This window comes from Tardiphaga sp. vice154 (assembly GCF_007018645.1).
GTDB lineage: Bacteria > Pseudomonadota > Alphaproteobacteria > Rhizobiales > Xanthobacteraceae > Tardiphaga.
On sequence record NZ_CP041399.1, the window covers coordinates 1,464,366 to 1,487,601 of the forward strand.

General features: G+C 60.7%; 18 protein-coding genes and 1 tRNA gene. 4 read left to right on the top strand and 15 right to left on the bottom strand.

The annotated features are described in order from the left end of the window. Positions 1-19: 19 nt before the first annotated feature. On the top strand, positions 20-2,437 hold the full coding sequence (locus FIU28_RS06800) for an EAL domain-containing protein (protein ID WP_246660896.1): 2,418 nt from the start codon (positions 20-22) through the stop codon (positions 2,435-2,437). A 101-nt stretch (positions 2,438-2,538) separates the two neighbouring features. Here the strand turns inward: FIU28_RS06800 and FIU28_RS06805 are convergent, their stop codons facing one another. The 3 genes from FIU28_RS06805 to FIU28_RS26330 all read right to left on the bottom strand — a co-directional run bounded on the left by FIU28_RS06805 (position 2,539) and on the right by FIU28_RS26330 (position 6,909). After that, entirely contained in the window at positions 2,539-4,188 is a 1,650-nt protein-coding gene (locus tag FIU28_RS06805; protein WP_143572240.1) for a bifunctional metallophosphatase/5'-nucleotidase, read from the bottom strand. Between the two features lie 149 nt (positions 4,189-4,337). Continuing rightward, positions 4,338-5,099: a crotonase/enoyl-CoA hydratase family protein gene (locus FIU28_RS06810; RefSeq protein WP_143572241.1), complete on the bottom strand. Its 762-nt coding sequence runs from the start codon at positions 5,097-5,099 to the stop codon at positions 4,338-4,340. A gap of 34 nt (positions 5,100-5,133) precedes the next feature. Further along, positions 5,134-6,909 carry an acyl-CoA dehydrogenase gene (locus FIU28_RS26330; RefSeq protein ID WP_168202872.1) on the bottom strand — a complete coding sequence of 592 codons (1,776 nt, stop codon included), beginning with the start codon at positions 6,907-6,909 and terminating at the stop codon, positions 5,134-5,136. A gap of 201 nt (positions 6,910-7,110) precedes the next feature. Here FIU28_RS26330 and FIU28_RS06825 point away from each other — a divergent pair. Continuing rightward, a tRNA-Gln gene (locus FIU28_RS06825) sits at positions 7,111-7,185 on the top strand. Between the two features lie 322 nt (positions 7,186-7,507). Continuing rightward, positions 7,508-8,779, top strand: coding sequence for a restriction endonuclease (locus FIU28_RS06830; protein ID WP_210247755.1), 1,272 nt, complete (start codon positions 7,508-7,510; stop codon positions 8,777-8,779). On the opposite strand, the gene FIU28_RS06835 is transcribed toward FIU28_RS06830, so the two are convergent. From FIU28_RS06835 to FIU28_RS06885, 11 genes are all read right to left on the bottom strand, one after another. Continuing rightward, positions 8,722-10,800 carry an AIPR family protein gene (locus FIU28_RS06835; protein WP_143572242.1) on the bottom strand — a complete coding sequence of 693 codons (2,079 nt, stop codon included), beginning with the start codon at positions 10,798-10,800 and terminating at the stop codon, positions 8,722-8,724. The two genes, FIU28_RS06830 and FIU28_RS06835, sit on opposite strands and share 58 nt — an antisense overlap. Then, positions 10,793-11,770, bottom strand: coding sequence for a PD-(D/E)XK motif protein (locus FIU28_RS06840; protein ID WP_168202873.1), 978 nt, complete (start codon positions 11,768-11,770; stop codon positions 10,793-10,795). The genes FIU28_RS06835 and FIU28_RS06840 overlap by 8 nt, the downstream gene beginning before the upstream one ends. Beyond that, positions 11,770-14,544, bottom strand: coding sequence for a Z1 domain-containing protein (locus FIU28_RS06845; RefSeq protein ID WP_143572244.1), 2,775 nt, complete (start codon positions 14,542-14,544; stop codon positions 11,770-11,772). Before FIU28_RS06845 ends, FIU28_RS06840 begins: the two co-directional genes overlap by 1 nt. Next, the gene (locus tag FIU28_RS06850) at positions 14,541-16,034 is read right to left on the bottom strand and encodes an ATP-binding protein (RefSeq protein WP_143572245.1); all 1,494 of its coding nucleotides are present in this window, start codon (positions 16,032-16,034) and stop codon (positions 14,541-14,543) included. Before FIU28_RS06850 ends, FIU28_RS06845 begins: the two co-directional genes overlap by 4 nt. A 2-nt stretch (positions 16,035-16,036) precedes the next feature. Further along, a complete protein-coding gene (locus FIU28_RS06855; protein WP_143576075.1) occupies positions 16,037-17,533 on the bottom strand; it encodes a DNA cytosine methyltransferase in 1,497 nt (498 codons plus the stop codon). Then, the gene (locus tag FIU28_RS06860; protein ID WP_210245627.1) at positions 17,530-17,943 is read right to left on the bottom strand and encodes a very short patch repair endonuclease; all 414 of its coding nucleotides are present in this window, start codon (positions 17,941-17,943) and stop codon (positions 17,530-17,532) included. The genes FIU28_RS06855 and FIU28_RS06860 overlap by 4 nt, the downstream gene beginning before the upstream one ends. Positions 17,944-18,312: 369 nt before the next feature. Continuing rightward, a complete protein-coding gene (locus FIU28_RS06865) occupies positions 18,313-19,869 on the bottom strand; it encodes a recombinase family protein (RefSeq protein WP_143572246.1) in 1,557 nt (518 codons plus the stop codon). Further along, entirely contained in the window at positions 19,859-20,434 is a 576-nt protein-coding gene (locus tag FIU28_RS06870) for a DUF2924 domain-containing protein (protein WP_143572247.1), read from the bottom strand. The genes FIU28_RS06865 and FIU28_RS06870 overlap by 11 nt, the downstream gene beginning before the upstream one ends. Next, entirely contained in the window at positions 20,434-20,805 is a 372-nt protein-coding gene (locus tag FIU28_RS06875; RefSeq protein WP_143572248.1) for a DUF3489 domain-containing protein, read from the bottom strand. The genes FIU28_RS06870 and FIU28_RS06875 overlap by 1 nt, the downstream gene beginning before the upstream one ends. Positions 20,806-20,890: 85 nt before the next feature. Beyond that, a complete protein-coding gene (locus FIU28_RS06880; protein WP_143572249.1) occupies positions 20,891-21,112 on the bottom strand; it encodes a hypothetical protein in 222 nt (73 codons plus the stop codon). A 175-nt stretch (positions 21,113-21,287) separates the two neighbouring features. Beyond that, complete coding sequence (locus tag FIU28_RS06885) at positions 21,288-21,533, bottom strand: helix-turn-helix domain-containing protein (protein WP_143572250.1); 246 nt, start codon at positions 21,531-21,533, stop codon at positions 21,288-21,290. A 136-nt stretch (positions 21,534-21,669) separates the two neighbouring features. Between FIU28_RS06885 and FIU28_RS06890 the strand changes: the two genes are divergently transcribed. Further along, entirely contained in the window at positions 21,670-22,422 is a 753-nt protein-coding gene (locus FIU28_RS06890) for an HNH endonuclease (RefSeq protein ID WP_143572251.1), read from the top strand. 54 nt (positions 22,423-22,476) lie between these two features. Here FIU28_RS06890 and FIU28_RS06895 read toward each other — a convergent pair whose 3' ends face one another. Then, complete coding sequence (locus FIU28_RS06895; RefSeq protein ID WP_143572252.1) at positions 22,477-23,235, bottom strand: DUF5681 domain-containing protein; 759 nt, start codon at positions 23,233-23,235, stop codon at positions 22,477-22,479. Between the last annotated feature and the right edge of the window lies 1 nt (position 23,236).

A 23,236-nucleotide genomic window follows, 5' to 3' on the forward strand; every position in this document is an offset into this window, starting at 1 on the left:
GCCCGGCCTCTTTCGAACAGTGTGGCTGTTCACGGTAATCGTGCTGTTCCAGGCGTTTGTTGCGGGCATCAGCATGGAGACGTTGTCGTCGGTCCGCGCCTATGTGGTCGGTGAAAGCCTGTGGTCGAAGGCACAGGCTGATGCGATCTATTCGCTCAGCCGTTATGCCGAGACCGGAGAAGACAACTACTATCGTCGCTATCAATCGGCCATCGCGGTTCCGCTCGGGGGGCGCAACGCACGCCTTGCGCTGGAGCAGCCGGTACCCGATCCCAAGCTCGCCTTTCAGGGCTTGTTGCAGGGCGGCAACCATGCCGAGGACATTCCTGGCATGATCTGGCTGTTCCGTCGCTTCAGCGACACCAGCTATCTCGCCCCGGCGATCCAAAGCTGGCGTGACACCGCTGCGGTCATCCAGAAACTCGTGGATACTGCCGATTCGATCCATCGGGATCGGCAGGCCGGGCGAGTCGGACCGATATGGCTGGCCAGTCGCAGATCACAGATCGACAGTATCAGTGAAAGGGCGACGCCGCTGGCCGTGGCGTTCTCGGAACGGCTCGGCGTGGGATCGCGTGCGATCCAGAGGCTGCTGCTGATTGTCAACCTGCTGACCGCAGCACTGCTGATCCTGCTCGGAACCTGGCGCGCCCGCTATTTGCTGATCCAGCGGCTCGGATCCGAACTGGCGCTGAAGACCGAAAAGGAGCGGGCCGAGATTACGCTGTCGTCGATCGGCGAGGCCGTGATCTCGATCGATGCGCGTAGCTGCGTCGAATATATGAATCCGGCCGCCGAGCGGCTGATGGCGACCGATGTGGACCATGCGCGAGGCCGGCAACTGTCGTCGCTGTTCCAAATCGTCAGCCAGGCCAGGATGCACGACAAGCAGCAAGATGGCGGCGAAGACAGCCAGACGACAATCGCGAAAGTCCTGGAAGGCAACACCAGTACGCCTGCCGGGCATCCGCAACTGCTGATACGTCGCGATGGCAGCTCGTTGCCCGTCTCGTGGGGTGGCACGCCACTGCAATGCAACGGGCGGACGGCAGGCGCCGTATTGGTGCTGCACGATATGACTATCGAGCAGGAGTATCTGTCTCGGCTGGCCTTCCAGGCCTCGCACGATGCGCTGACCGGCCTGGCCAATCGCCGCGAGTTCGAGCGCCAGCTCGAAATGGCGTTGCCGCGGGTCGATCCGGCGGTGCGACCGCACGCGCTGATGTTCCTCGATCTCGATCAGTTCAAGGTCGTCAACGATACCTGCGGTCACGCCGCCGGCGACCAGTTGCTGCGGCAGGTCTCCGGGGTGCTGGAAAAGCATCTGCGCGAAGGCGATCTGGTGGCGCGGCTGGGCGGCGACGAGTTTGCCGTGCTGCTGCAGAACAGCGACGCGCAGCGCGCGATGAGCACCGCCGAACGGCTGCGCCATACCGTGGAGGAACTGAACTTCGTGTGGAACGGACGCGCCTTCAACGTCGCCGTCAGCATCGGGCTGGTGTGCCTGTCCGAGCACGAAACCCTGGTCGAGGCGCTGCGGGCCGCCGACGTCGCCTGCTACCTGGCGAAAGAAAAGGGCCGCAACCGCGTCCAGCTACATCACGCGAGCGATTCCGATCTGATGCAGCGTTTCGGCGAGATGACCTGGGTGCAACGGATTCACGAGGCGCTCGACGAGGACCGCTTCTGCCTGTACGCGCAGAAGATCATCGCGCTGCAGGAAGCCGAGAACCAGGGCTTGCATATCGAGGTGTTGCTCCGGCTGCGCGACGAGACAGGTCAACTGGTGGCGCCGGGTCAGTTCATTCCCGCGGCGGAGCGCTACGGCCTGATGCCCCTGATCGACCGCTGGGTGATCCGCAATGCCTTCGCTATTCTGGCGGCGCGGTTCGCCGGGTGCTCATCGACGCCGATCGAAACCTGCGCCATCAACCTGTCGGGCTCGACGTTCCGGGATGAGGGCTTCCTCGATTACGTGCGTGAACAGCTCGATTACTTTTCGATTCCGCCCACGATCATCTGCTTCGAGATCACTGAGACCAGCGCGATCGCCAATCTCGCGGACGCGCACCACTTCATCCACGCGCTGCAGCAGCTGGGCTGCCGCTTCTCGCTCGACGATTTCGGAAGCGGCATGTCGTCCTTTGCCTATCTCAAGCATCTGCCGGTGAACTATCTCAAGATCGACGGCGGCTTCGTCAAGGATATGCTTGTCGATCGGATCGACCGCGCGATAGTCGAGATGATCAGCCATATCGGCAAGGTGATGGGCAAGCGCACCATCGCGGAATTCGTCGAGAGCCAGGAGATCCTAGAGGCGATGCGCGAACTCGATGTTGACTATGCGCAAGGCTGTGCGATCGGCAAGCCGGAGCCATTCGATATTCGGGCCGATTTCGTTGGGACACGGCGCGAAGCCCGGCGCGACGTGGCGTAAAATTCGTAGCTCGGATGAAGTTGCCGTGCCGCTCGCGGCGCGGCGACGCAATCCGGGAAAGTCGCCCGCGTGGACAGGCCGCCCCCGGATTGTCATCCGGGCTACGGCACCCGCCCAATCCGTCCTGGTGCCGGCGGACCGACCGGACTGTTCGCGCCGAAATAGGCATAGAGCGCATCGACGTCGTAGACGCCGACCTCCGGCGCGGTGCCGCCTTGCAGCGCCGTGAACCCGTCGCCGCCGACCGACAGGAACTGGTTGATGGTGACGCGGTACGACGCAGCGGGATCGATGCGCTGGCCGTTTAGCATCATGCGATCCGGCAGCACGCGGTGCCCGGTGTCGGCGGCGGCGTTCCAGACGTAGGAGAACCCGATCGATACCTGCAGGATTCGTGGCCGTTTCGGGTCGAGCCACTGCTGTTCCAGCGCGGCCTTGATCTGCGCGCCTGTCAGCGTCAGCGTGACAAGCTGGTTGCGGAACGGTTGTGCCGCGAACACGTCGCCGTAGCTCACCGCGCCGTCCGCGCGGCGGAGGATGTCGGCGCGAATGCCGCCGGGATTGGTGAAGGCGATCACCGCGCCGGCCGCCTTCGTCGCCGCCAGATGGGCATCCGCGATGATATCGCCGAGCGGGCTTTCGCCGGTGGTCATGTCCGGCACGCGCGTCAGCGTTTCGGTCAGCGATCCGGCCGGCCGCGCCGCGATCGGCGCGGCGACCTTGTCATAGGCTGCGAGCAAAGCGGTCTGGGAGGGATCGGCCGCGTAGGCCGTGGTGTGCACGATGAGGTTATTGGCCTTGGCGCTGACCACGTCGCCGGTCGCGCGGTCGAGCTTGAGGTCGATCGCGGTGACGACGGTGCCGTATTTGTCGCCGGAGGTGACGAGGCGGCCGTCGATCTCGCAGGTATAGGCGCGGTGGGTATGGCCGCTTATCACGACATCGACGGCGCGATCGAACTTCCTGACGATATCGACGATCGGCCCGGAGATGCCCGGGCATTCATTGTAGTCGCCGGTCGGATAACCGCCTTCGTGAATCAGCACCACGATCGCCGCGACGCCGCGCGCCTTCAGCTCCGGCACCAGCGCGTTGACGGTGTCCGCCTCGTCGCGGAATTCCAGTCCGGCAACGCCGGGCGGCGACACCAGCGTCGGCGTGGCTTTCAGCGTCAGCCCGATGAAGCCGACCGGGATGCCGTCGAAAATCTTGATCTCATAGGGCGGCAACAGCGTCCGTCCGGTCGCGGTCTCGATGGTGCTGGCCGCGAGATAGCGAAACGTCGCGCCCATGAAGGGATGCGGACCACGGCAGCCGTCGACCGGATGGCAGCCGCCATTCTGCATGCGCAGCAACTCGGCGCGGCCTTCGTCGAATTCGTGGTTGCCGACCGAGGCGATCTCCAGCCCCATCATCGACAGCGCCTCGATGGTCGGCTCGTCGTGAAACATCGCCGAGAGGAACGGGCTGGCGCCGATCAGGTCGCCGGCGGCGACGAATACCGAGTTCTTCTTGCCGGCGCGCAATTGCTTGACCAGCGTCGCCATGTGCTCGGCGCCGCCGGCCGGCACGGTGATCTTCTTCGTCTTGTCGGCGGGATCGTCGATCACGATGCCGCCGGGCGCCGGCCGCAGATTGCCGTGGAAATCGTTGATCGCGAGCAGGGTGACGTCGACGGGGGCGGATTGAGCGAAGGCGGCTGACGAACTGATCGCGAACGCTGCGAGCGCTACTACACACGCGCTCTCCACGAGTCGTCCCTGCGAACGCACGGACCCATACGCCGTGCAGGGATGATGCGGCAGAACGGATGCGATCTTTTTCAACCACCCCCAACGGAGGTTATGGGTCCCCGCTTTCGCGGGGACGACGGGAGAGGCCGGTGTAAACAACGCCGCTCTCACGCCCGCTTGCGCGAGAAGAATGCCCTGAAGGCCGACATCGCTTCCTTGGATTTCATGCGCTCGCCGAACAGGTGGCCTTCCTGGTCGATGCGGCGCGTCAGGTCTTCCGGCGGCAGCTTGATGAGTTTGCGCGAGATCGCCACGGCTTCGACCGGCAGGGCCACGATTTCGCGGGCGACCTTGTGCGCTTCGGCTTCGGTATGGCCGGGTGCCACCACGACGTTGACGAAGCCGGCCTCGCGGGCGTCTTCGGCGCTCGCCTTGCGGCCCATCACCAGCATCGCGAAAGCGCGCTGATGGCCCATCGTGCGCGGCATTAAAAGGCTGGAGGCGCCTTCCGGCACCAGGCCCAGATGGATGAACGGCGTCGAGAAGGTCGCGGTGGACGACGCCAGAACGTAGTCGCAGTGAAACAGCAGCGTGGTGCCGATGCCGACCGCAATGCCGTCCACTGCGGCGATGATCGGCTTGGTGTTGTGCGCCAGCGAATACAGGAACTTGATCGCCGGCGACGAACCGAACGGGCCGGCCTCCGTGGTGGCGGTGGCGACGAAATCCTCGAGGTCGTTGCCGGCGGTGAAGACGCCGGAGCCGCCGGTGATGATCAGGCAGCGGATCGCCGGATCGTTCTGCGCCGAGTCGATCGCGGCCGTCATCGCGCGATACATGTCGTGGGTGATCGCGTTTTTCTTTTCCGGCCGCCGCAGCGTGATGACGCGGGTGAAATCTTCGTCGGTAACGATGAGGTGGCCGGTCATGGCGCGTCCTTGTGTCGGTTGCAGCAACTCGGGGTCAGGCCAGCAGCACGGCGTCGGCGGAGGTCACCGATTCCGCGCTGTCGATCACCGTGCGCTCCAGGGAGCCTGCCTGCACCGCGACGTTTTCGGCAAAGAACCGTGCCAGCGTGACGTAGCGCGCGGGATCGCCGCCGATCTCCTTTGCCGCCATCGCCTCATTGGCCAGCATGCAGCCGCCGACCGCCGAGCCGAACAGCCGCAGATAGGGCGTGGCGCCGGCCAGCGCGTCGGAGGGTGCAGCGGCCAGCCGCTCGAGCAGCCATTTGCTGGTGCGATCGAGCGACCCCAGCGCGTCGCGCAGCTTCGCGCCAGTAGTGCCGAACGCGGGGTCGTTGGAGGCCTCGACCCGCGACACGATGACGGCGAGTTCGTCGAGCAGCGCCCAGACCGAGGCGCCGCCATGCACGCCGAGCTTTCGCGTCACCAGGTCGATCGCCTGGATGCCGTTGGTGCCCTCATAGATCGTGGCGATGCGGGCGTCGCGATAATGCTGCGCGGCGCCGGTGTCCTCGATGAAGCCCATGCCGCCATGCACCTGTACGCCGAGCGAGGCGACCTCGATGCCGATGTCGGTGGAGAAGGCTTTCGCGACCGGCGTCAGCAGCGCGCCGCGCGCCGCGGCATCGGCCCGTACCTTCGGGTCGGTGCTGCGGGCGGCGACGTCGAGCGCCACGGCGGTGGCGTAGCAGATGCTGCGCGCCGCGGCCGTCAGGCTGCGCATCTGCATCAGCATGCGCTTGACGTCGGGCTGCACGATGATCGGCTGCATGTCGTGGCCCTTGCTGCCGGGCGCGCGGCCCTGCTTGCGCTCTTGCGCGAAGGCCAAAGCCTGCTGGTAGGCCCGATCGGCGATGCCGACGCCTTCGAGGCCGACGCCGATGCGGGCCTGGTTCATCATCGTGAACATGCACGCCATGCCGCGGTTTTCTTCGCCGATCAGGTAGCCCACCGCGCCATCCTTGTCGCCCATCGTCATGGTGCAGGTCGGCGAGGCGTGGATGCCGAGCTTGTGCTCGATGCCGGAGGGGTAGATGTCGTTGCGTTCGCCGAGCGAGCCATCTTCGTTGACGAGGAATTTCGGCACCAGGAACAGCGAGATGCCCTTGGTGCCCGCGGGCGCATCGGGCAGCCGCGCGAGCACGAAATGCACGATGTTGTCGGTCATGTCGTGGTCGCCATAGGTGATGTAGATCTTGGTGCCGAACAATCGGTAGCTGCCGTCCGGCGCGCGTTCGGCGCGGCTGCGCAGCGCACCGACATCGGAGCCGGCCTGCGGCTCGGTCAGCTGCATGGTCCCGGTCCAGTCGCCGCTGACCAGCTTTTCCAGATAGATCTTTTTCAGCTCGTCGCTGCCATGGGCGTGCAGCGCCTCGATCGCGCTCAGCGTCAGCATCGGGCACAGGCCGAACGACATGTTCGCTGCCGACCAGATCTCCGAGCAGACCGCGTTGATCGCCGTCGGCAGGCCCTGGCCGCCGAACGCCTCGGGGCCGGATACCGCGTTCCAGCCGGCCGCGGTCCAGCGCGTATAGGCGTCTTTCCAGCCCGGCGCCGTGGTGACCCCGCCGTTTTGCAGCTTGACGCCTTCTTTGTCGCCGATCTGGTTGAGCGGGGCCAGCACCTCGGTCGCGAAGCGCCCGGCCTCCTCGAACACGGCGCTCGCCAGGTCGCCGTCAAAATCGCTGTAATGCCCGGCACTTACGGCAGCCTGCAGGCCGGCGCCATGGTTCAGCGAGAGCAGCATGTCATGAATGGGGGCACGGTAGGTCATGGCCGGATCTCTCTTGCGGGGGTGGGAGCCGTTGCAGAACGTCTTCCCACGAAACGGGGCCGCTCTCAACGGCCCGCGCGCGAAATTCGCCACTGGAACAACCGGGCTGGGTGGTTGAAAAGGGGTACGTCTCTCTATAGACCGGCGTGGCCGGAGGGAATTCGCGCAAGACCCGCTTCCGCCGGCTTCCCGCAGGTCTATTGGGGCGTCGCCAAGCGGTAAGGCAGGGGATTTTGATTCCCCCATGCGGAGGTTCGATCCCTCCCGCCCCAGCCAGGCAGTCCGGGCATTCGGCCAGACCGCCCGATTAGTCGAGAAAAGCCTGCAATTGGCGGGTTTTCTTGCCTTCGGCAAGGTCTCCGGGTGGCGGAATGGGCTACGAGGGCCGCCGAAATCCCGAAAGTCTCCGGCTGACACCCAAGAAATTCCCGTTTTCGGGAGACAATAGGCAGAGACTAGGTTTGATCAGCACTGCTAGGCGGGGCCGGAGTACATTTTTGTCAATCTCTGGAGAAGCACTCATGGGTTTCGGCATATCCAGCTGCGCACTGCCACCCAAGGGCGGGAGTGCTACCAGCTAAAGCTTGTGATCGAATGAATGATGAGCATCAGTGGCATGGCTTCGGAGGCAGCAAGCGTGAGAACAGTAACATTCGATCAGCTGACCACGTCCAACCTATACGTTGATGCGACCTATCAGGGAGGACGTCGTGGCAATATGGGAGATGGTCCGCTCCCACGTCTTCTTCGCATGGATAGCCTCGGCGGGTTCCGCAAACGCGGCAGCGTGGCAGGCAAGCTCCAAATGCTTGTCCTAACTTCAAGCATGGCTGACACGGACTGGCCGGATTCTCTCGATCGAGAGACGGGCGTGTTCACCTATTACGGTGACAACAAAAAGCCCGGCCAGGAACTTCACAAGACCGGCCGCGACGGCAATCTCATCCTTCAGAAGATATTTAACGCGGCCCGTTCCGGCGTCGAAGGAAGGCGCGAGGTGCCGCCTACCTTTCTTTTTGCAAACGCGGGCACTTGGCGGGACATGATTTTCTTGGGGCTTGCTGTGCCCGGCGCATCCGACCTCGATGCATCTGAGGAGCTTGTTGCGATCTGGCGCACGGCAGGCGGCCAGCGCTTCCAAAATTATCGTGCAAGATTTACGGTGCTGAACGTACCGACAATTACGCGGACGTGGCTAGACAGCCTGATTGCGGGCAAGCCTGAGGATGAGCTTGCGCCGGAAGCATGGCAGACGTGGATAAAGACCGGCCGTCGAAAGGCGCTGATGGCGACCCGTTCGCTGGAGTATCGCAGCAAGGGCGAACAGCTGCCAAGAGACAAGGAAGGTGAAGCCATCGTCCAGGTGATACGCGACTATTTCAAGGATACTCCGCATGCATTCGAACATTGCGCTGCTGCTGTAGCGCGTTTCATGATGCCAGACGTCGTGTCGCTGGACGTCACGCGGCCCTCTCGCGACGGCGGACGAGATGGCGTGGGCCAATTGCGCGTTGGCGCGGGGCCAAGCGGAATCCTCGTTGATTTTGCGCTGGAGGCAAAATGCTATTCGCCAAGCAACTCCGTCGGCGTCCGCGAGATGTCGCGGCTGATTTCCCGGCTTAGACACCGTCAGTTCGGTGTTCTGGTTACAACCAGCTGGGTCGATCTTCAGGCCTATAAGGAAATCAAGGAAGACCAGCATCCCATCGTCGTTGTTTCAGCTGGGGACATTGTCGATCTGCTTCGCAGAAACGGAAAAGGCAGCGCCGCGATAGTCACTACTTGGCTCGCCGAGGAATTCCCTGCAGCCACTCAGGAAATGGCCGCATCTTCCACCGACACTGTGCTTCCGATCACGCCGGCGCTCTGACAAGCGGTAAAGGCCTCCAGCGCGGGCTTGGCCTGTCTAGGGGATGGCTTCTTGTCCCACCCCCCGGCGGCGTAGCTGGCGATCGTTCTACAGATAGCCGCAACCTTCCAGTGGACCACGCCAGCCTTGTAGCCGCGCTCAGCAACCTCAAGCCAAATTGCAGCGTTGACGGTCATGCACCGCTCGATCCGCTCATAGTCGGCGACGGAATGGGATCTAGGGTGCGCGATCGCAGTTTCGTCGCCATCGGCTGCTTCTACAAAAGACAGCTCCGGCGGGAGCGGGTCGGAAAGCGATGGCAGCTTGTTCATTGTATCGAGCCAGCATTCTTCCTTCTTGAACCACTCGCTTGGATTCTTCTGGCCGGCGGACTGGCGCAGAAGCATATCGATCTGGGGAGCCCATGCCTCGACCAGCCGTTCAAGCTCGGCGCTGACAGACTGACGGGACCACAGACCGTCAAAGTCGACCCGGCCCCCGGTCTTCTGAGCAAGGCCGGAAACCACGTAGGCCGTGATCTGCGCGCCATACGCTGGAAACTTCATCGCCCGGATCTTCTTCTCGACGGCGCGATAGACAATGGCTTTCGCAACAAGTCGCTTGAACCAGGCGGTGTCCGGCGGAGGGGGCGCGCTGTCCTTCATCCGCTGCATGAAATGCTGAAAATTCTTCTGCCCACCAAGACAGACCCGGTAGGGCAGACCATCCCAGGCCGTCAGATAGCGGGCCACATCAAGCTTGCTGAGCCGTCGCTGTTTGGGTGTCTGTGCCCGGAACGTCTGCTGGTCGGACTTGCGATAGGCCGCCTTGGCCTCTGCTGCCAGGTATGAACCCCGGGCGCGTTCGTAGAACCAGCGCCCCTTGCCATCATCGAGCCACGTGTTGTTTGCCAGCGTCTCGATCAGCTGGTGCCAGGGATCGCCGGCTGAGAAGTCTGCGAGCTGGACGGTATTCTGCCGGTTTGCCGCCCGTGAGATGGAGGCCACCATCTCGCTCAGGTCGGCGCCGCCGACCTTGATGATCTTGATGGGAACGGCAACATTTTCTAGGTTGAGGCTGTCCTTGCGACGCGCCCGGTGAAGCGAGGCGGTCGTCTGGCCGCCGTTGACGATCTGCAGGCCCTTGAGCGACTTGATTGAGGGGCGCCCCGCTCGATCATTGACGATTTCAAGGTCATCAACCGTTGCGACGATGCCGTTATTGTAGGCCAGGAACATCGATGGCTGGTCGGCGATGGTGCGTCTGAGTTCTGCATTGACACTCTTTCGGCCCTGGAGACCCAGGAACGCGCGCACGTTCAGTTCGAGCAGACGCACACCGTAGCGATCATAGATGCGTGACAGCGCCTCACCGGGCAGCACTGAGAGATAGGCGTCATATTCGCCCGCCTGACTGGGAACGTGCAGACAGGCGACCGGACCCCCAGTCAGAGCTTCCAGGTCGACGGCGATGTCGGCACGTGTCTCGCCGTCGCCAAGTATCCTCTGCAGCCGTGCGATATCGTAGGTGTCAAACTCGACCTTGCGATCCCGCCAGTCGGTCGATCCGGTGGTCTTCTCGACAATACCGTTTGTGAGCAGGATGATTCTGACGCTTCCAAGCGTAGGTCCTTGAGTCTCGATGAGCCTCGCAAGGTCACTCGCGTCGCTGTTCGACGGTTCGAGCTGGGTGGCCAGCCCCTCGATTGAGGCGTTTACGAATCGGATGGCACGCTCGAAGGCACGCGTCACTTCGGCCTGGGGTACCCGGGTCGGCGGAAGGTCTTCACGATAGATTGTCGTGAAGAGCTCAAGTTTGGAACGCTCTTCGTCGTATGCGTAGCCATCAATACGGTATATCGCGTTTCTGACGCGTCCCTGCTGAAAAAGCGGGAAGGTGCCAACCAGATGACCGGCATCTTCAAGACGCTCAAGGATCAGCTCCGTGAATATTTCCTGGGAGAACGGCGCATCAGCTGACAGCGCGTCTTCGACCTCACCGGCGAGTTCTTCGGCAAATCTGGCAATGATGTCGTCAGTCACTGGCACCTCCCTGGACGAACGCATCAAGAGCGGCGGTCGCATCAGCGGCAAAGGCGGCGATGGCTCGAACTTCAAGCGTATATGTTGCTTCGGTAATGGCAATTGGCAGAGCCGCGCGGCTCAGACGAGGAAAGACTTCGGTTATGGAATAGGCGTCGATGGATCGTTGCTGGACTTTCGGTGTGAGTCTGGCTGCATCGTCATCCGGCATGAGACCGCGGCGCAGAAGTGCATTATCGAATGCACGGCGCGAAGCATCATCCGGCAGGATGCTGCTGATCGCACCGATAATGTCCCGGAGGCATCGGGCACCGGGGACTTCCACAAGCCTGACGTGGAGAAGGTCAAGCCGCCGAAGACCGGTCGTGTCCAGCTGGTCGAGCGCCGAGATCGTAATCGACGACGAGGGGCCAAGTCCCGCTTTTACTTCAAGTGCGTGACCACCGCTCTCAAAGTCATGCAGACCGTCATCGGGCGACTGCCACGTCGCCAGTCTGTACGGGTCAGCAGTGAGCAACTGCTCCAGAACAAGAAGTTCGCCTATCAGACCGATTGTCTCCGGCCGCGAAAGGCCATCGCGCCTGTCTCGAAGGAACCGTCTCCAGGCATCCAGTCTAGCAAGAAACTGTTCTAGAGCATCCGCCATCACGGCTCGCGTAGCGGCAGACACGACATCAGCGCAGATGGTGGAAAACAGGTCGCGTCTGCTGCTGTCCTCCAGAGACAGAACGAGAAACGGCCCGGACTGGTCCGGCATGGTACTCAGCCGCATCCCGCCAAGTTCAAACAAGGCCTCGGGGGCAAGGGTAGTCTGGAGCATCAGGCAAGGGGCATTGTCACTGGCGCGCATCCCGGCAAGAATATCCAGTGGCATTTCCGTCGAAATCAGCTTCGTCCGGAACTGACGCGCCAGCGACACTGTCTTCGTCAGCTCGTCCCAGGCATCATTGAGCGCTTGCAGCCAGTTCATCATGAGTCCTGGCGCTGCTCGACACTGTTGATGAGGTAGATGCGCGAATCTGCTGCATCGCTGTCCGGGAAGCTGACGACGACGCTGATGACGGGGCGATCAGTAGTCTCGACCTCAGCCTTGTCCGGATCGATAGGATAGATGATCAGAAGTCCGTTCTGCGGTCGGCCGCCCCGGACCTTGCGAATGAACCGGCCGGACGGAATGTTGGTCTCGGAATCGGGCCGGGAAGTCCTTTCCTCATTTGTCCTCGAGAGAGCCTCTTCGAATTCGGCATCAGTCAGATCGATCGCCTGATCCAGAGGGCTCAGAGTCGTACCAATAATGAATCGATTTTCCGACGTCTGCTGGCCGTTTCGCGACTTCCTGCGATTACGGAGCACGCACTTGCGCCGGCGGCCTCCAAGGTCGACCTCCTTTTCACTGCCGGTGGCGAGAAAGACGGTCCAGTCCGTCAGTTCCGGGGGCTGCATGGCCAGCTGACCATTGATGAAAACGGAAAGCTTTTTTCCATCGACCTGATCACTCTCCGGCGGAAAGGTCAGGTTCTTCAGGTACTCGGCAACTTCTCTGCCGGCTACCCCGGTCCAGAGCGTGCCATCGGCTCTCGTGTTCCCCACGCCTGGTCGGCGTGGGTTGTCGATGCCTGCACCAAGGCGTGACAGAAAGTCGTCGGAAATCGCCGCGTTGCGTTCAACAGTCACGCGGTCGCGGAACATGACCGTCTGCACCTTGCCTTCACCAGCGTAGCTGCTCTGTCGAAGCTCGGCATGTCGCTGCTTGTTTTTTGCAGTCACCTGCAGAATGTCGTGAACAGCAATCTTGAGCCCAAAGTCTTTCGGGGTTGCGTCCATCTGGGCCATTTCAAAGAACTGCGCTCGCAATTCCTTCTGAGCCGTCGCGACGTAGCGGAACCAGTCCTCCATGTCGGGCGTCGCAAACAGACGGCACAGGTCGGCAAAGCCACGGCGGTAGCCGAACCAGCGTCCCATCTGAAGGAGACTGTCGTACTGACGAGAGACACGAAGGAAATAGCTGACCGAAAGCCCTTCAAGGGTAAGGCCGCGCGAGAGTTTGTCGCCACCCACCGCAATGACCGAATAGCCGACGTCCTTGTAGGCATCGTAGTCGATGTCCGCCTTGGTCTTGCCGTTCGCCGTAATAACCTGGATCTTATCAGAGCTTTCAGCGATCTTCGCCACGACCTGATCCCAGGCCACGGGCATCGTGTTCCGCCCGTAAACTGTGGACCTGACTGCTTCCGTCGTCGGGAGATAGTCTGATTCCCATACCGCCTTGAGGCGCTGCATGGTTTCGCGATCGCCGTTGGAAATCATTGCACGCGTTTCGCGCAGATACTTCTCGACCTGACGGTGGACCTCGGTGTGAACATCGACAAAACGTGAGACATGAACGAGCATCGAATTGTGTTCAGTCTCCTGTCCTCGCGCGGCGCGAGCGGCGCAGGTCAGAAGGAAGGCGTCGACCGCATTCTCCAGACTCGGCGGAATGACATCCTGGCCATTGAAGCGCGGTCTGAGATACTTGTCGTGCGGGTCCTGTATCCAGTCCTCCGATGTCTGATCGAAGGGCCGGACCAGAGGCAGGCCTGGATTGTCCGCATCATCGTTGGTGCCGAAGACCGCGGCAGGTCCGAAGTAGTCGTCCGGTGGAGTAAGCGACACGATGAAAGTCGACGGGAAGAGGTCCGGTCCGTAGTCATTTGCCGTTCGCTCATCGTGAATGAGGATGTTTGCAAAAGGTGTTGCAGTGTAGCCCACATAGACCCTGCGATCGAATGACATGAGCAGGCGCCTGATCTCTCCGTTGACGCGCTTCGGATCGTAATCCTGCTCGAATGTGCCATCCTCAAGAATGGGCTGATCGCCGGTATCGACCGACGCCTGGTCGGACTCGTCGTCGATGACAAGAACCGGCGCTGCCTTTGCTGGCCCGGGAAGTCCTGCGATCCAGCTATTAAGATTCTCCAGGACCTTCGCATTCTTCTTGACGATGAATACGCAGGGCTGACTGACCGGTGAAAAATTGAACTGGTCGGCCATGCGTTGGTTGAAGTCGCCATTCGCATCAGCCATGGTCAGGCTGTCGACGGTCAGCTGCGGATTGAAGTTGCCAACCCCGATGATCCGCAGAGGCTGGTTCGGCACCCGAGTCTTGGGATTCGTGTCGTAGCCAAGAAAGTCCTTGTCAAAACGCTTCTGGGTCTGAAGACGCAGTATCTTGTGCATGCCGGCAAGTACGATGATGATGCGGTAGCCCGCATCTGCCGCACGGTTCACGACTCCCGCGTAACTGGCGGTTTTTCCGGACTGCACATCGCCGACGACGAGCCCGCGCCAGTCCCAGCTTCCCGGGCGCTTCGGATCATCCATGACCTCCAGAATCCGGGCGGTGCTCTCCTGCAGTTGCTGGATCGACTCGACCGGCCACCCGTCTTCCTCCAGCTTGTAGAGATAGCGCTGCATGAACGGGCCGGGCTGCCGACGTGCCCCGAGATACCAGGGGGCAGGTCTCTCCTTGTCCTGCAGCGCCAGCGCCGGACCCTGCTCTGTTACGAAGATCGTCCAGAGCATCCGTTCAGCGGCCTCCTTCTGCTCGGAAGTAACGGCCTGCCTGGTCATCAGCGTGAATGTCTGAGCATCCAGGTCCACAATTCTGGCAATGCCCTCCCGATTGATGACCTCGCCGGATTCTTTTTGCACCTGCAGGATTTTTCTTGCTCTGAGCGCGAGTGCCTCAACGATGTCTGTCATGTCGCTTCCCTCATCCTCCGCACGAGTTCCGCTCTCAGCTCGGTCAGGTCACCGGGAAGACTGACGAGTAGCATGTTTGCGCGCTGATCCGGGGTCATGGATGCCGGCAGAGCCTTTCCAAGTTCAAGAAGCTGATTACTCAGCTGCGCGATCTCGTTTGCATCCATTGGCGTTACCGCTGTGGCTTCCGTTTCGGACACGTCAAGCCAGATACGCTCAATCGGTACGCTTCTTTCGATGATCGACAGCATGGCATTCAGAGGGCGGACGCCGCCTGCGCTGTTTCGAAAGGCTACGACCAGAGGATGTTCGCGGTTGATCCTGTACTGAAGGCCTTTCGGACCTTTCAGTGCCAGCCAGACCGTGGGCGCCGCGTGCGGGAGCCCGCGCGCGTGAGCGCCCTGACCTCGGAAGGCAAAGACCTCGCGGGCCTCCTGACGGCAACGACCGCCGATGGCTGTCAGCCGCGCCCGGAGCGTGCCGGGCGGACGCGCCTGGGATTTACGAACGTCGATTCGCCAGTCCCTGTCCAGATCGGTGGGAAGATCGACCTCGATGCGCGCGAGACGGCTCGCCTCATCGCGGGTCCACGTACGAACACCACCGAGACCGAGCCAGCTGCCGGCGACGAGCATCCGCTTTCCGCGATAGACGTAGAAGCCCTGACGAGCTGCCCAGCCGCCATGGCCTCCGGCAGTCTCGTATTCCGCTTCATTTGCAAATCGATCGCGGTGCGGGAGTACATAGGGTCTGACGGTGAAAGCGGAGCCCGCATGGCGAATCCGTTCGGATGGCAGCTCGCGCGTTGAAGGATGCCCGGTCTGAAACGGGTCCCAGGCCTTTATCGCACGTCCGTTGCAGATGATGGCAAGTCTCGTTGCATCACCATCGATGAACCGATGGAAAACCATGCCAAGGTGGGCGCGGAGATCCTCAAGGCGAAGGTAGAAGGTCTCTTTCGCAAGCCCCGACAGGCCTCCCAGGGAATCCATTCGATCCCACAGAACGACAGTGCCATGTTCAAGCTGGGCCAGTTTGGTGACCAGGGGGTGCTTTGGCATGACTGCCGGAACGGTCGCGAACCATCCGCGTTTCGCTATTTCGTCAACGTCCAGAACCAGCGCCGATGTCTTGCTCACTGTTCTGCTGATAATCGTGATTTGGCGGCACTGGGACAGCGACGCTGTCTTCAGTCCCAGTCCGAACCTGCCCAGATCGCTGGCCGTTCGCGTAGAGGCTGGACCCGTACCGCCGAAGCGCAGCGCTTCGGCCAGCGTCGTACGGTCCATCCCGTTGCCGTTGTCGAACAGCGCGACCTGCGGGTGACCGTCATTCCACTCGATTTCGAGTTCAATGGTCGCGGCCTCTGCCGCGATGCTGTTGTCAATCAGGTCGGCGATCGCCGTTTCCGGAGAGTAGCCGAGACCCCTGAGGGACTCGACAAGAGCTGCGGCCGACGGAGTGATCTCGACGGGCCGCTCTTTTGCCATCTCTAGGCAACCTGACGATCATCAGTCTGATCTGCAGACTGTGCTGCCCTATCCAGCTGTTCACGAACGACGCGGGCGACAGCCAGGCCGAGCAGCGGTGGCACCGCATTTCCGATCTGCCGGAAGGCAGCATTCATGGCACCTGAAAAGACAAAACCATCCGGAAAAGACTGAAGCCGTGCAGCTTCGCGCACGGACACCGTCCGGCACTGCTGACCGTCATAATGGATATGCGAATAAGTGTCCTTGCCCATGTGAGCCGTCAGCGTGCGCGACGGCTTCGCCGGATCAAGCTTCCACCACTTGTTCGGAAATTTTGCGGGATCGTAAGGCGGGACCATTGCACTTCTGAGATCGCGATAGGCCGCAGAGTTCTTGTGAACGCCGGTGAGGCGCTTTTTACGCAGGGCCTCCTCGAACATCTCCTCGGCAAGCTTTCTCGCCAGCGGATAGTCGGCACCATGATCCATGGCTTCGAAAATTGGAAAGTCGCGAGGCGTCAGACGAACGAGATGACCATCCGTGCCGGCGTCGCGGCCGAATCCATCCCAGCTCCGCATGAGGCCGGCGTATTCCGAAAGTGCTTTCTTGCTCTCGCGATACGGCAGGGTGTCGGTAAGCTTGCGTCGGCGGATCACTCGCGGTTCGCTGACATGCTCGGTGATCCGGGGAAGGTCTGCCAGAGCCTGCCTCGCCCCCACAGCCGGCTTCAATGTGTCGGACGGTTGGTGAAGCTGGTGGAAGCGCCCGCTGGTCTGATCGACGTGTTTGAGAGCAACCCGGCGGGTCCCCTGATAACCGCTCGGCAGCTCGGCGAAGTGAGTGGGCACGGGGAAGCGAGGGTTCTCTCCAGTGACGCGGGCGAGGGCTACAATGAACAGGCGTTCTCTGATCTGCGGCACACCGAAGTAGGCAGCGTTGAGAAGTGTGTATCCTGTCGAATACCCGGCAGCTTCCAGATGCTCGCAGATCTCCTCCGGAACGTTGTGCCCGCCGAAATTGAGAATATCGGGAACGTTCTCGATGATGATCGCGAGCGGTTGCGTATCCTCAACGTATTTCAAAAACCGGCGATAGAGCGCGGCGCGCGGGTCCTTCTGGAAAGCGTCCTCTTCACCGCCGGACATGGAGCGAAGCTTTGACCGGCCGATACGGGCAAAGGCTTGGCAGGGCAGACCGGCGGCGAGGACGTCAAACGAGTCCGCCGTAGCAGTCGACAGCTCAAGTTCAGCTACCAGCTCATCTGCCGATACCGTCTCCATGTTTCGCGGAGCGGCCCAGGGGCCTGCCACGTCGTGACCATTGGCGAAGTTGAGGGCGTAGCTTTTTGCGGCTTCGGGATCGATCTCGATGTGGGCAGCAAGTTCAAATCCTGCGGTCTGCAAGCCCAGGGAGAGGCCGCCGCAACCGGAACAGATCTCGAGCGCGCGCGGACTTCCACCCGAGCGCAACCGGGAGAGCTTTCTCTGGCGAATCAGTAGCGCATCTGCGGCAATCATCGGGGACACAGCATTTCCTTCAACCTCTTGTGAAGGCCGTCAGAATCCGTGGTCTCACACTCCCAGATGATTGCGACGCGCCACCCCATTCCCTCCAGCCCCGCCTGCACGCTTCTGTCGCGTGCCACGTTCTTCTCAAACTTCTCGTGCCAAAATTGTATATTTGATTTAGGCACATAGCAATAAGGGCACCCTTCATGCCTGTGCCAAAAACAGCCATGGACGAACAGGGCGGTCTTCCTGCCCGGGAAGACCAGGTCCGGCGACCCGGGAAGCTTTCTGACATGCAGGCGAAAGCGGAAGCCGAGCCGGTGTGCCGCGCTGCGCACGACCAGTTCGGGCTTCGTGCCTTTGCCGCGAATGCGGCTCATCATCTCGGACCGGCGCGCCGGGCTCACAATATCTGCCACTACATCACATCCCTGGTCGCATCGCAGATGAGCTGGTCTATTGCTTGGCAAGGTTGCCAATAACAGTTGCCGGCGCGCTTGATCGCTCCTGGAAGCTCTCGCATCGATAACTTATGAAACTGACGGCTCACGCGAGAAAAGAATATATTCCTTCATGGTATTCATGAAGGAAAGTTGACGAGAAATCTCGAAAATCCTTGCCTGAACGTCAAGCTTTTGCGATTTCCGCAAAGGCAGACTCGCCCCGTTGCGGGGCACTAATATGCCGCGCCGATGGTACACGTTGGGTACATCTTAGGAACTTATTTCATAATAGGAAGAAACGCCGTGAGACAAAATCAATAGGTTCCATAACATTCGATAGACGAGCTATCTCAGCAACGGCCGCTGGTCTATCCATGCCAAAGGCAGCGTCTTCCATGCATGCTGCCGTTTGATATCGGTGGGCTGGGTCCCATCCAGGATAGCTGAAACCAGGCTGGGCGACAGAAACGCCAAGCGAAGCTCCTGCCGAACGACCTTGGGGTGGATGTTTTGCGCCGCAGCGAGATTTTCGATGGTGTCGTAAGCACCGTCCTGCAGTGTGTGTAGCCAGTGACGCGCCCGAACCATCGATTGGATCAAGCTCTCGTCCGGTTTCCAGTTGTCGGTGTTGTGGTTCTCGATGAGAGATGACGAGCCCGTCGTCCGGCTCTGCCAAGGCAGAGCAATATCTCCGGGAGTACGGCCGGCAGCCGGGAGGTCATCCGGGGACGCCATCTTGATCAGCACCTCACTGCGGCTGACGATGATGCGGTCGACCAGTTGTAGGGCGGCGCGACTATCTGCTTGTGGTATCGCGCTGGTCGGCGTTCGCGACGGTAATGCCGCAAGTACGTAGTCCTCGATTTCCTGGGCGGGGACCCGGCCCAAAGATCCGACCTCGGACTTGCGGCCGCGCAACAGAGCCGAGCTTACGTAAAAGCGATACCGGACCCCATTTTTCGCCGAGAAGCTTGGGGTCATGCGGTTACCGCGGTCGTCATACAGCTTTCCCATGAAGAGCGCTTCACTGGCGGTCTGGCTGGCTTTCCGGCGGATCGAGTTGGACCGAAGAAGCGCTTGGACTGCGTCGAACACCTTGCGGTCGACGATCGGTTGATGCTCGCCTGGAAACCACTTGTCCTTGTGGCCGGTCTCGCCGACATAGACCCTGTTTTTGAGAAAGTGAGCGAGCGGACCGTAGGTGAACGGAATGCCGCCGTTGTACTTGGCGACTCTGGTGGTCCGGCGCTTTGTCACGATGCCCCGGGCATTCAGGTCCGCGACCAGTTTGGCGAAGCTCTCCAGCTCCAGATAGCGCTTGAAGATTGTGCGGACGGTTTCGGCCTCATCCTTGTCGATGACCAGCTTCTTGTTCACGGCCCGGTAGCCGAGCGGCACTGTGCCGCCGGTCCATTTGCCCTTCCGCCGGCTCGCCGCGATCTTGTCGCGGACACGCTCGGACGACAGCTCCCGCTCAAATTGGGCGAAAGACAACAGCACGTTCAGCGTCAGCCGTCCCATGGAAGAGGTCGTGTTGAACTGCTGCGTCACGGCCACAAACGAGATCGACTTGGCATCGAAAGCCACGACCAGCTTGGCGAAGTCAGCGAGCGAGCGTGTCAACCGGTCGATCTTGTAGACGACAATGACGTCGACCTTTCCGGCGTCGACGTCCTTTAGCAGTCGCTGAAGTGCCGGGCGGTCAAGATTGCCACCCGAGTAAGCGGGGTCGTCATAGCGCTCGGCGAGGGCCCGCCACCCCTGCGAGGCCTGACTCTTTATATACGCCTCACAGGAGTCACGCTGGGCATCGAGCGAGTTGAATTCGAGGTCCAGCCCGTGCTCGGTCGATTTCCGGGTGTAGATGGCGCAGCGGAGCGGCTTGATCGGGCTAGAGGCCATGGCGACGCTTCTTGATGCGGATTTTCACCTCTGCCAGTTCCACGTTCCGCTTCCGGTAGTCACTGCCGCCGCCGAGCGGTGGCTTTCGCACCGACGGTTCCTTGACGTCCTGCTTGACCCGCAAACCGAAGAAGCGCGGCCCGTTCCAGCGGGTGCCGGTGATCAACTGAGCGACTTCCGAGAGATTGCCGTAGATCTGGCCGTCAAAGGCAAAGCCGTCCGCCAACACGGTCACCCGGTAGCTCTTGCCCTTCCACTGGCGCACGAGGGTTGATCCTGCCTTGATGCGTGGAGGCAGCACGAGCTTGCCGGTCGGCTTCGCGGCATAGGACTTGATCAGTTGGTCGAGCTGCCGCTGGACGGGGCGGGGAAGACCGCCATATGCCCTCTCCTGAATGCGCTGGGCGATGCTGCGTCGGAGCAGATCCGGTCCGTATGCCTGCGGCGGATCGGTACGGAACAGCTCCCGGTAACGGCCGCGCAACTGGATGATCGGCACGGCCGGGAGCCGATCTAGCTCGGCCTCGACTGCTGGATCGCGATGTTTGGCGTTGGTCACCGGCATCACCGCTGACCGACCGGCTTGGCGATCTTGTAGACCCGGACCTCGTCAACCATCTCCGATGAAAGCTTGAGATTCAGCTTCTTCTTCACGACCCCGGCCAGAAATCCGCGCACGGAATGGGGCTGCCAATCAGTGGCCTTCATGATCGCAGCGATGGTGCTGCCCGTCGGCTGGCCGAGCATGGTCAGGACCTTCTGCTGCTTGGACGAGATGGCGGCCGGTTTTGCTGGGGAAGCGGAGGAGGGAGACGGGGGCTTGGTCGGGCGGGCTTTGCTTGCCGATGCCGGTTTCTTAGCGGCCGAACGGCTGGGGTTTGCTATCGCATGAGCCGGTTTTGCGGGGGCTGATTTCTTATTTGCCGTGGTGGCCATCTTGCTCTCCTGTTCGACGACAGCATCCGCTGCCACCGACACAGCCCCGCGATGGCGGGGCCAAGGAGAGCCAAACTAGACCTGCTTACTCTCGGCTGAGCCGGCTAATCAACGAGGCGGCGTCATGTAGGCGGCCAGCCTCGTAGAGCATCTGGTCGATCTCCATGGAAAAAGTGATGCCCTCCGTGACGCTGCCCGAGGCAGCGCAGATGTCGGCGGCCCTGCCGATGCGGGCCGCATCGGCCAGTCGAATGGCGATTTCGCTCAAGATGAATTTAAAGGCGGGGTCGATTGCTGCGCGGTCCATGGCGTCCTCCCTGAACTGGACGTAGTACCGCTCTGGTGCCGCCGAAAGTCGAGCGATTGTCGAGCAATCTTGTGGCTCTTACTGGCTCCGCCCGATCATGAAATGATCGATGAAAACGCCGCTGAACCCATCCCCACGGCTAGCGAACCGACTTCCTGGGTCTGCCAGCCACCTTCTAGGTCGGTTCGCCCGCCACGAAGGCCTTAAGCAGCTTGACAGGATCGGCGTCCAGGGCCCGAGCAATGGCAATAAATTCGATCAGGTCGATCCGGCGCTCTCCACCCTCGTATTTTGCGATGAAGGACTGAGGTTTCCCGAGCTTCGCGGCCAATGGCTGCTGTCGAACGCCGGCATTCTCCCGCACAGCAACAAGCATGGCGATAAGCCGGGCGTATTCCGCCGATTTGAGGGACTTCTGCATGCGCCGCCAGGGCCGAGAATCGGCGGCGGCAAATTTGATCCTAGAATAGGATTATCCCAAAACTGGATAGTGCGGCCCACAAGCATTATTGTCTGCGTCGACCACGCAATTGGGCTGGCACAAACTTGGGCGTACAATGAACGATGCACTCAGAGCCGCTGTATTCGCACGTGATAAAGCTATCTGTTCGTTTTCCGGTCTTTCCGTCTGGTATCTCGATCATGGCACGGCGCCTTTTTCGCACGCCGACTGGGTCGATCATGTCAAACCGAAGTCGCGAGGTGGAAAGGACACCTTAGAAAATCTGGTCTGCGCTTCATTTTTCTACAACTGCAAGAAGCTCAACAATGGATCAGACTGCCAATATCTTTTCAGCGAGGGCGCACCGACCGAAATCTTTTACTTTACACACGGAGAGCTTTCATCCCAGCAAGCCTCGCTACTGAACAGCCATAAGAATATCACGGCCCCCGACTGGTACTTCAATAGAGCGATCTACAATGTGATGGTTGCCATCCAGAATGACCTTGCCAAAGTAGACGCAACGCGCGACCGCGAGTATTGGTTGACCTCAGCCCGCAAGCGGATCGAAACCTGGAAGAAAATGACTAGCGCAATTTCCTCGTTCGAATCACGAGGGCTTGTGCGTTTCCCAGATGCCGAAGATATAAATTTGATGCTTAGCCTTTGCTCTGCCCCATATGAAAAATGGGGGAAAATATACAAGCAACTGCTGAAATGCACGCGCGACAATGAAAATACACTGGCAAAGTTTCTAAAGGCGAAAAGTGCGTCTGCTCGGAAGCGCACAGTTTTGGAGGCCGAAGCAAAGCGCTTCGTGACAGCACCATTGATCGAGGTGATCCGCAAAAATGCGGGTCTGTTATAGAAGATTCGGCGGCGCTTTAAGCGCCGCCGCTGATGTCAGCATCACTTGCCATGTCTATTTCTTACCGAGCAGCTTTGTTTTCAGCGCCTTGATCCTGTCGTCGTCGACCTCTGATCGAAAATCGATGTCCCACGGTAAACCAAGAGACCGCGAAATAGTCCCAATCATCTTCCAGACGAACTTCAGCTCCTCGTGGGTATCACGCAGATCGGTGTCACTCGTATCGGAGGCCAGAATGTCATTCATCATCGTCTGCCACCATTTGAGCAGGCTGAGCATGAGAGACAACAATTCGTCTTCGTCCGGCGTGGTTGAAATGCACGCATACTCCTCCTTTTCGAAATCGAGCACGATCGTATCAGGGTGAGGACACCCAGGCGGCAATTTTAACCTGCGAGTTCCAGCCTCCGTGAAGCGCTTTTCCCAAGACATCTTATATTCTACAGCCAGCGCGAAGCGCTCCGCCTTCTTTTTCGCGCGCCTTTCCTGAGCAAGGGACAGGCCTTCAAGTGCAATTTTCTGAGCGCGCGTATCACCGCTCGCTGCCTGACGGTTCAGTTTCCTAACAATTACGCGCGCCGTCGGCATCGATGTCTCCTTTCCATTGTCTTTGACTGCCATAAACCGAGCGCCCTCTTCCTCAAAAATCTGCGCAAGGTCGTCCGGGGCAGGGTCCTTGTTCTTCGCGCCCTTTGGCCGACCGTTCGGATTCGGTGACTTTCCCGGTTTGAACTGATGGTCCTTCGGCGGTTTCCCATAACCGACTTCGTAATCGCTGGATGTCGGCGGCGTTCTGGAGCCCTTCTTCTTCATG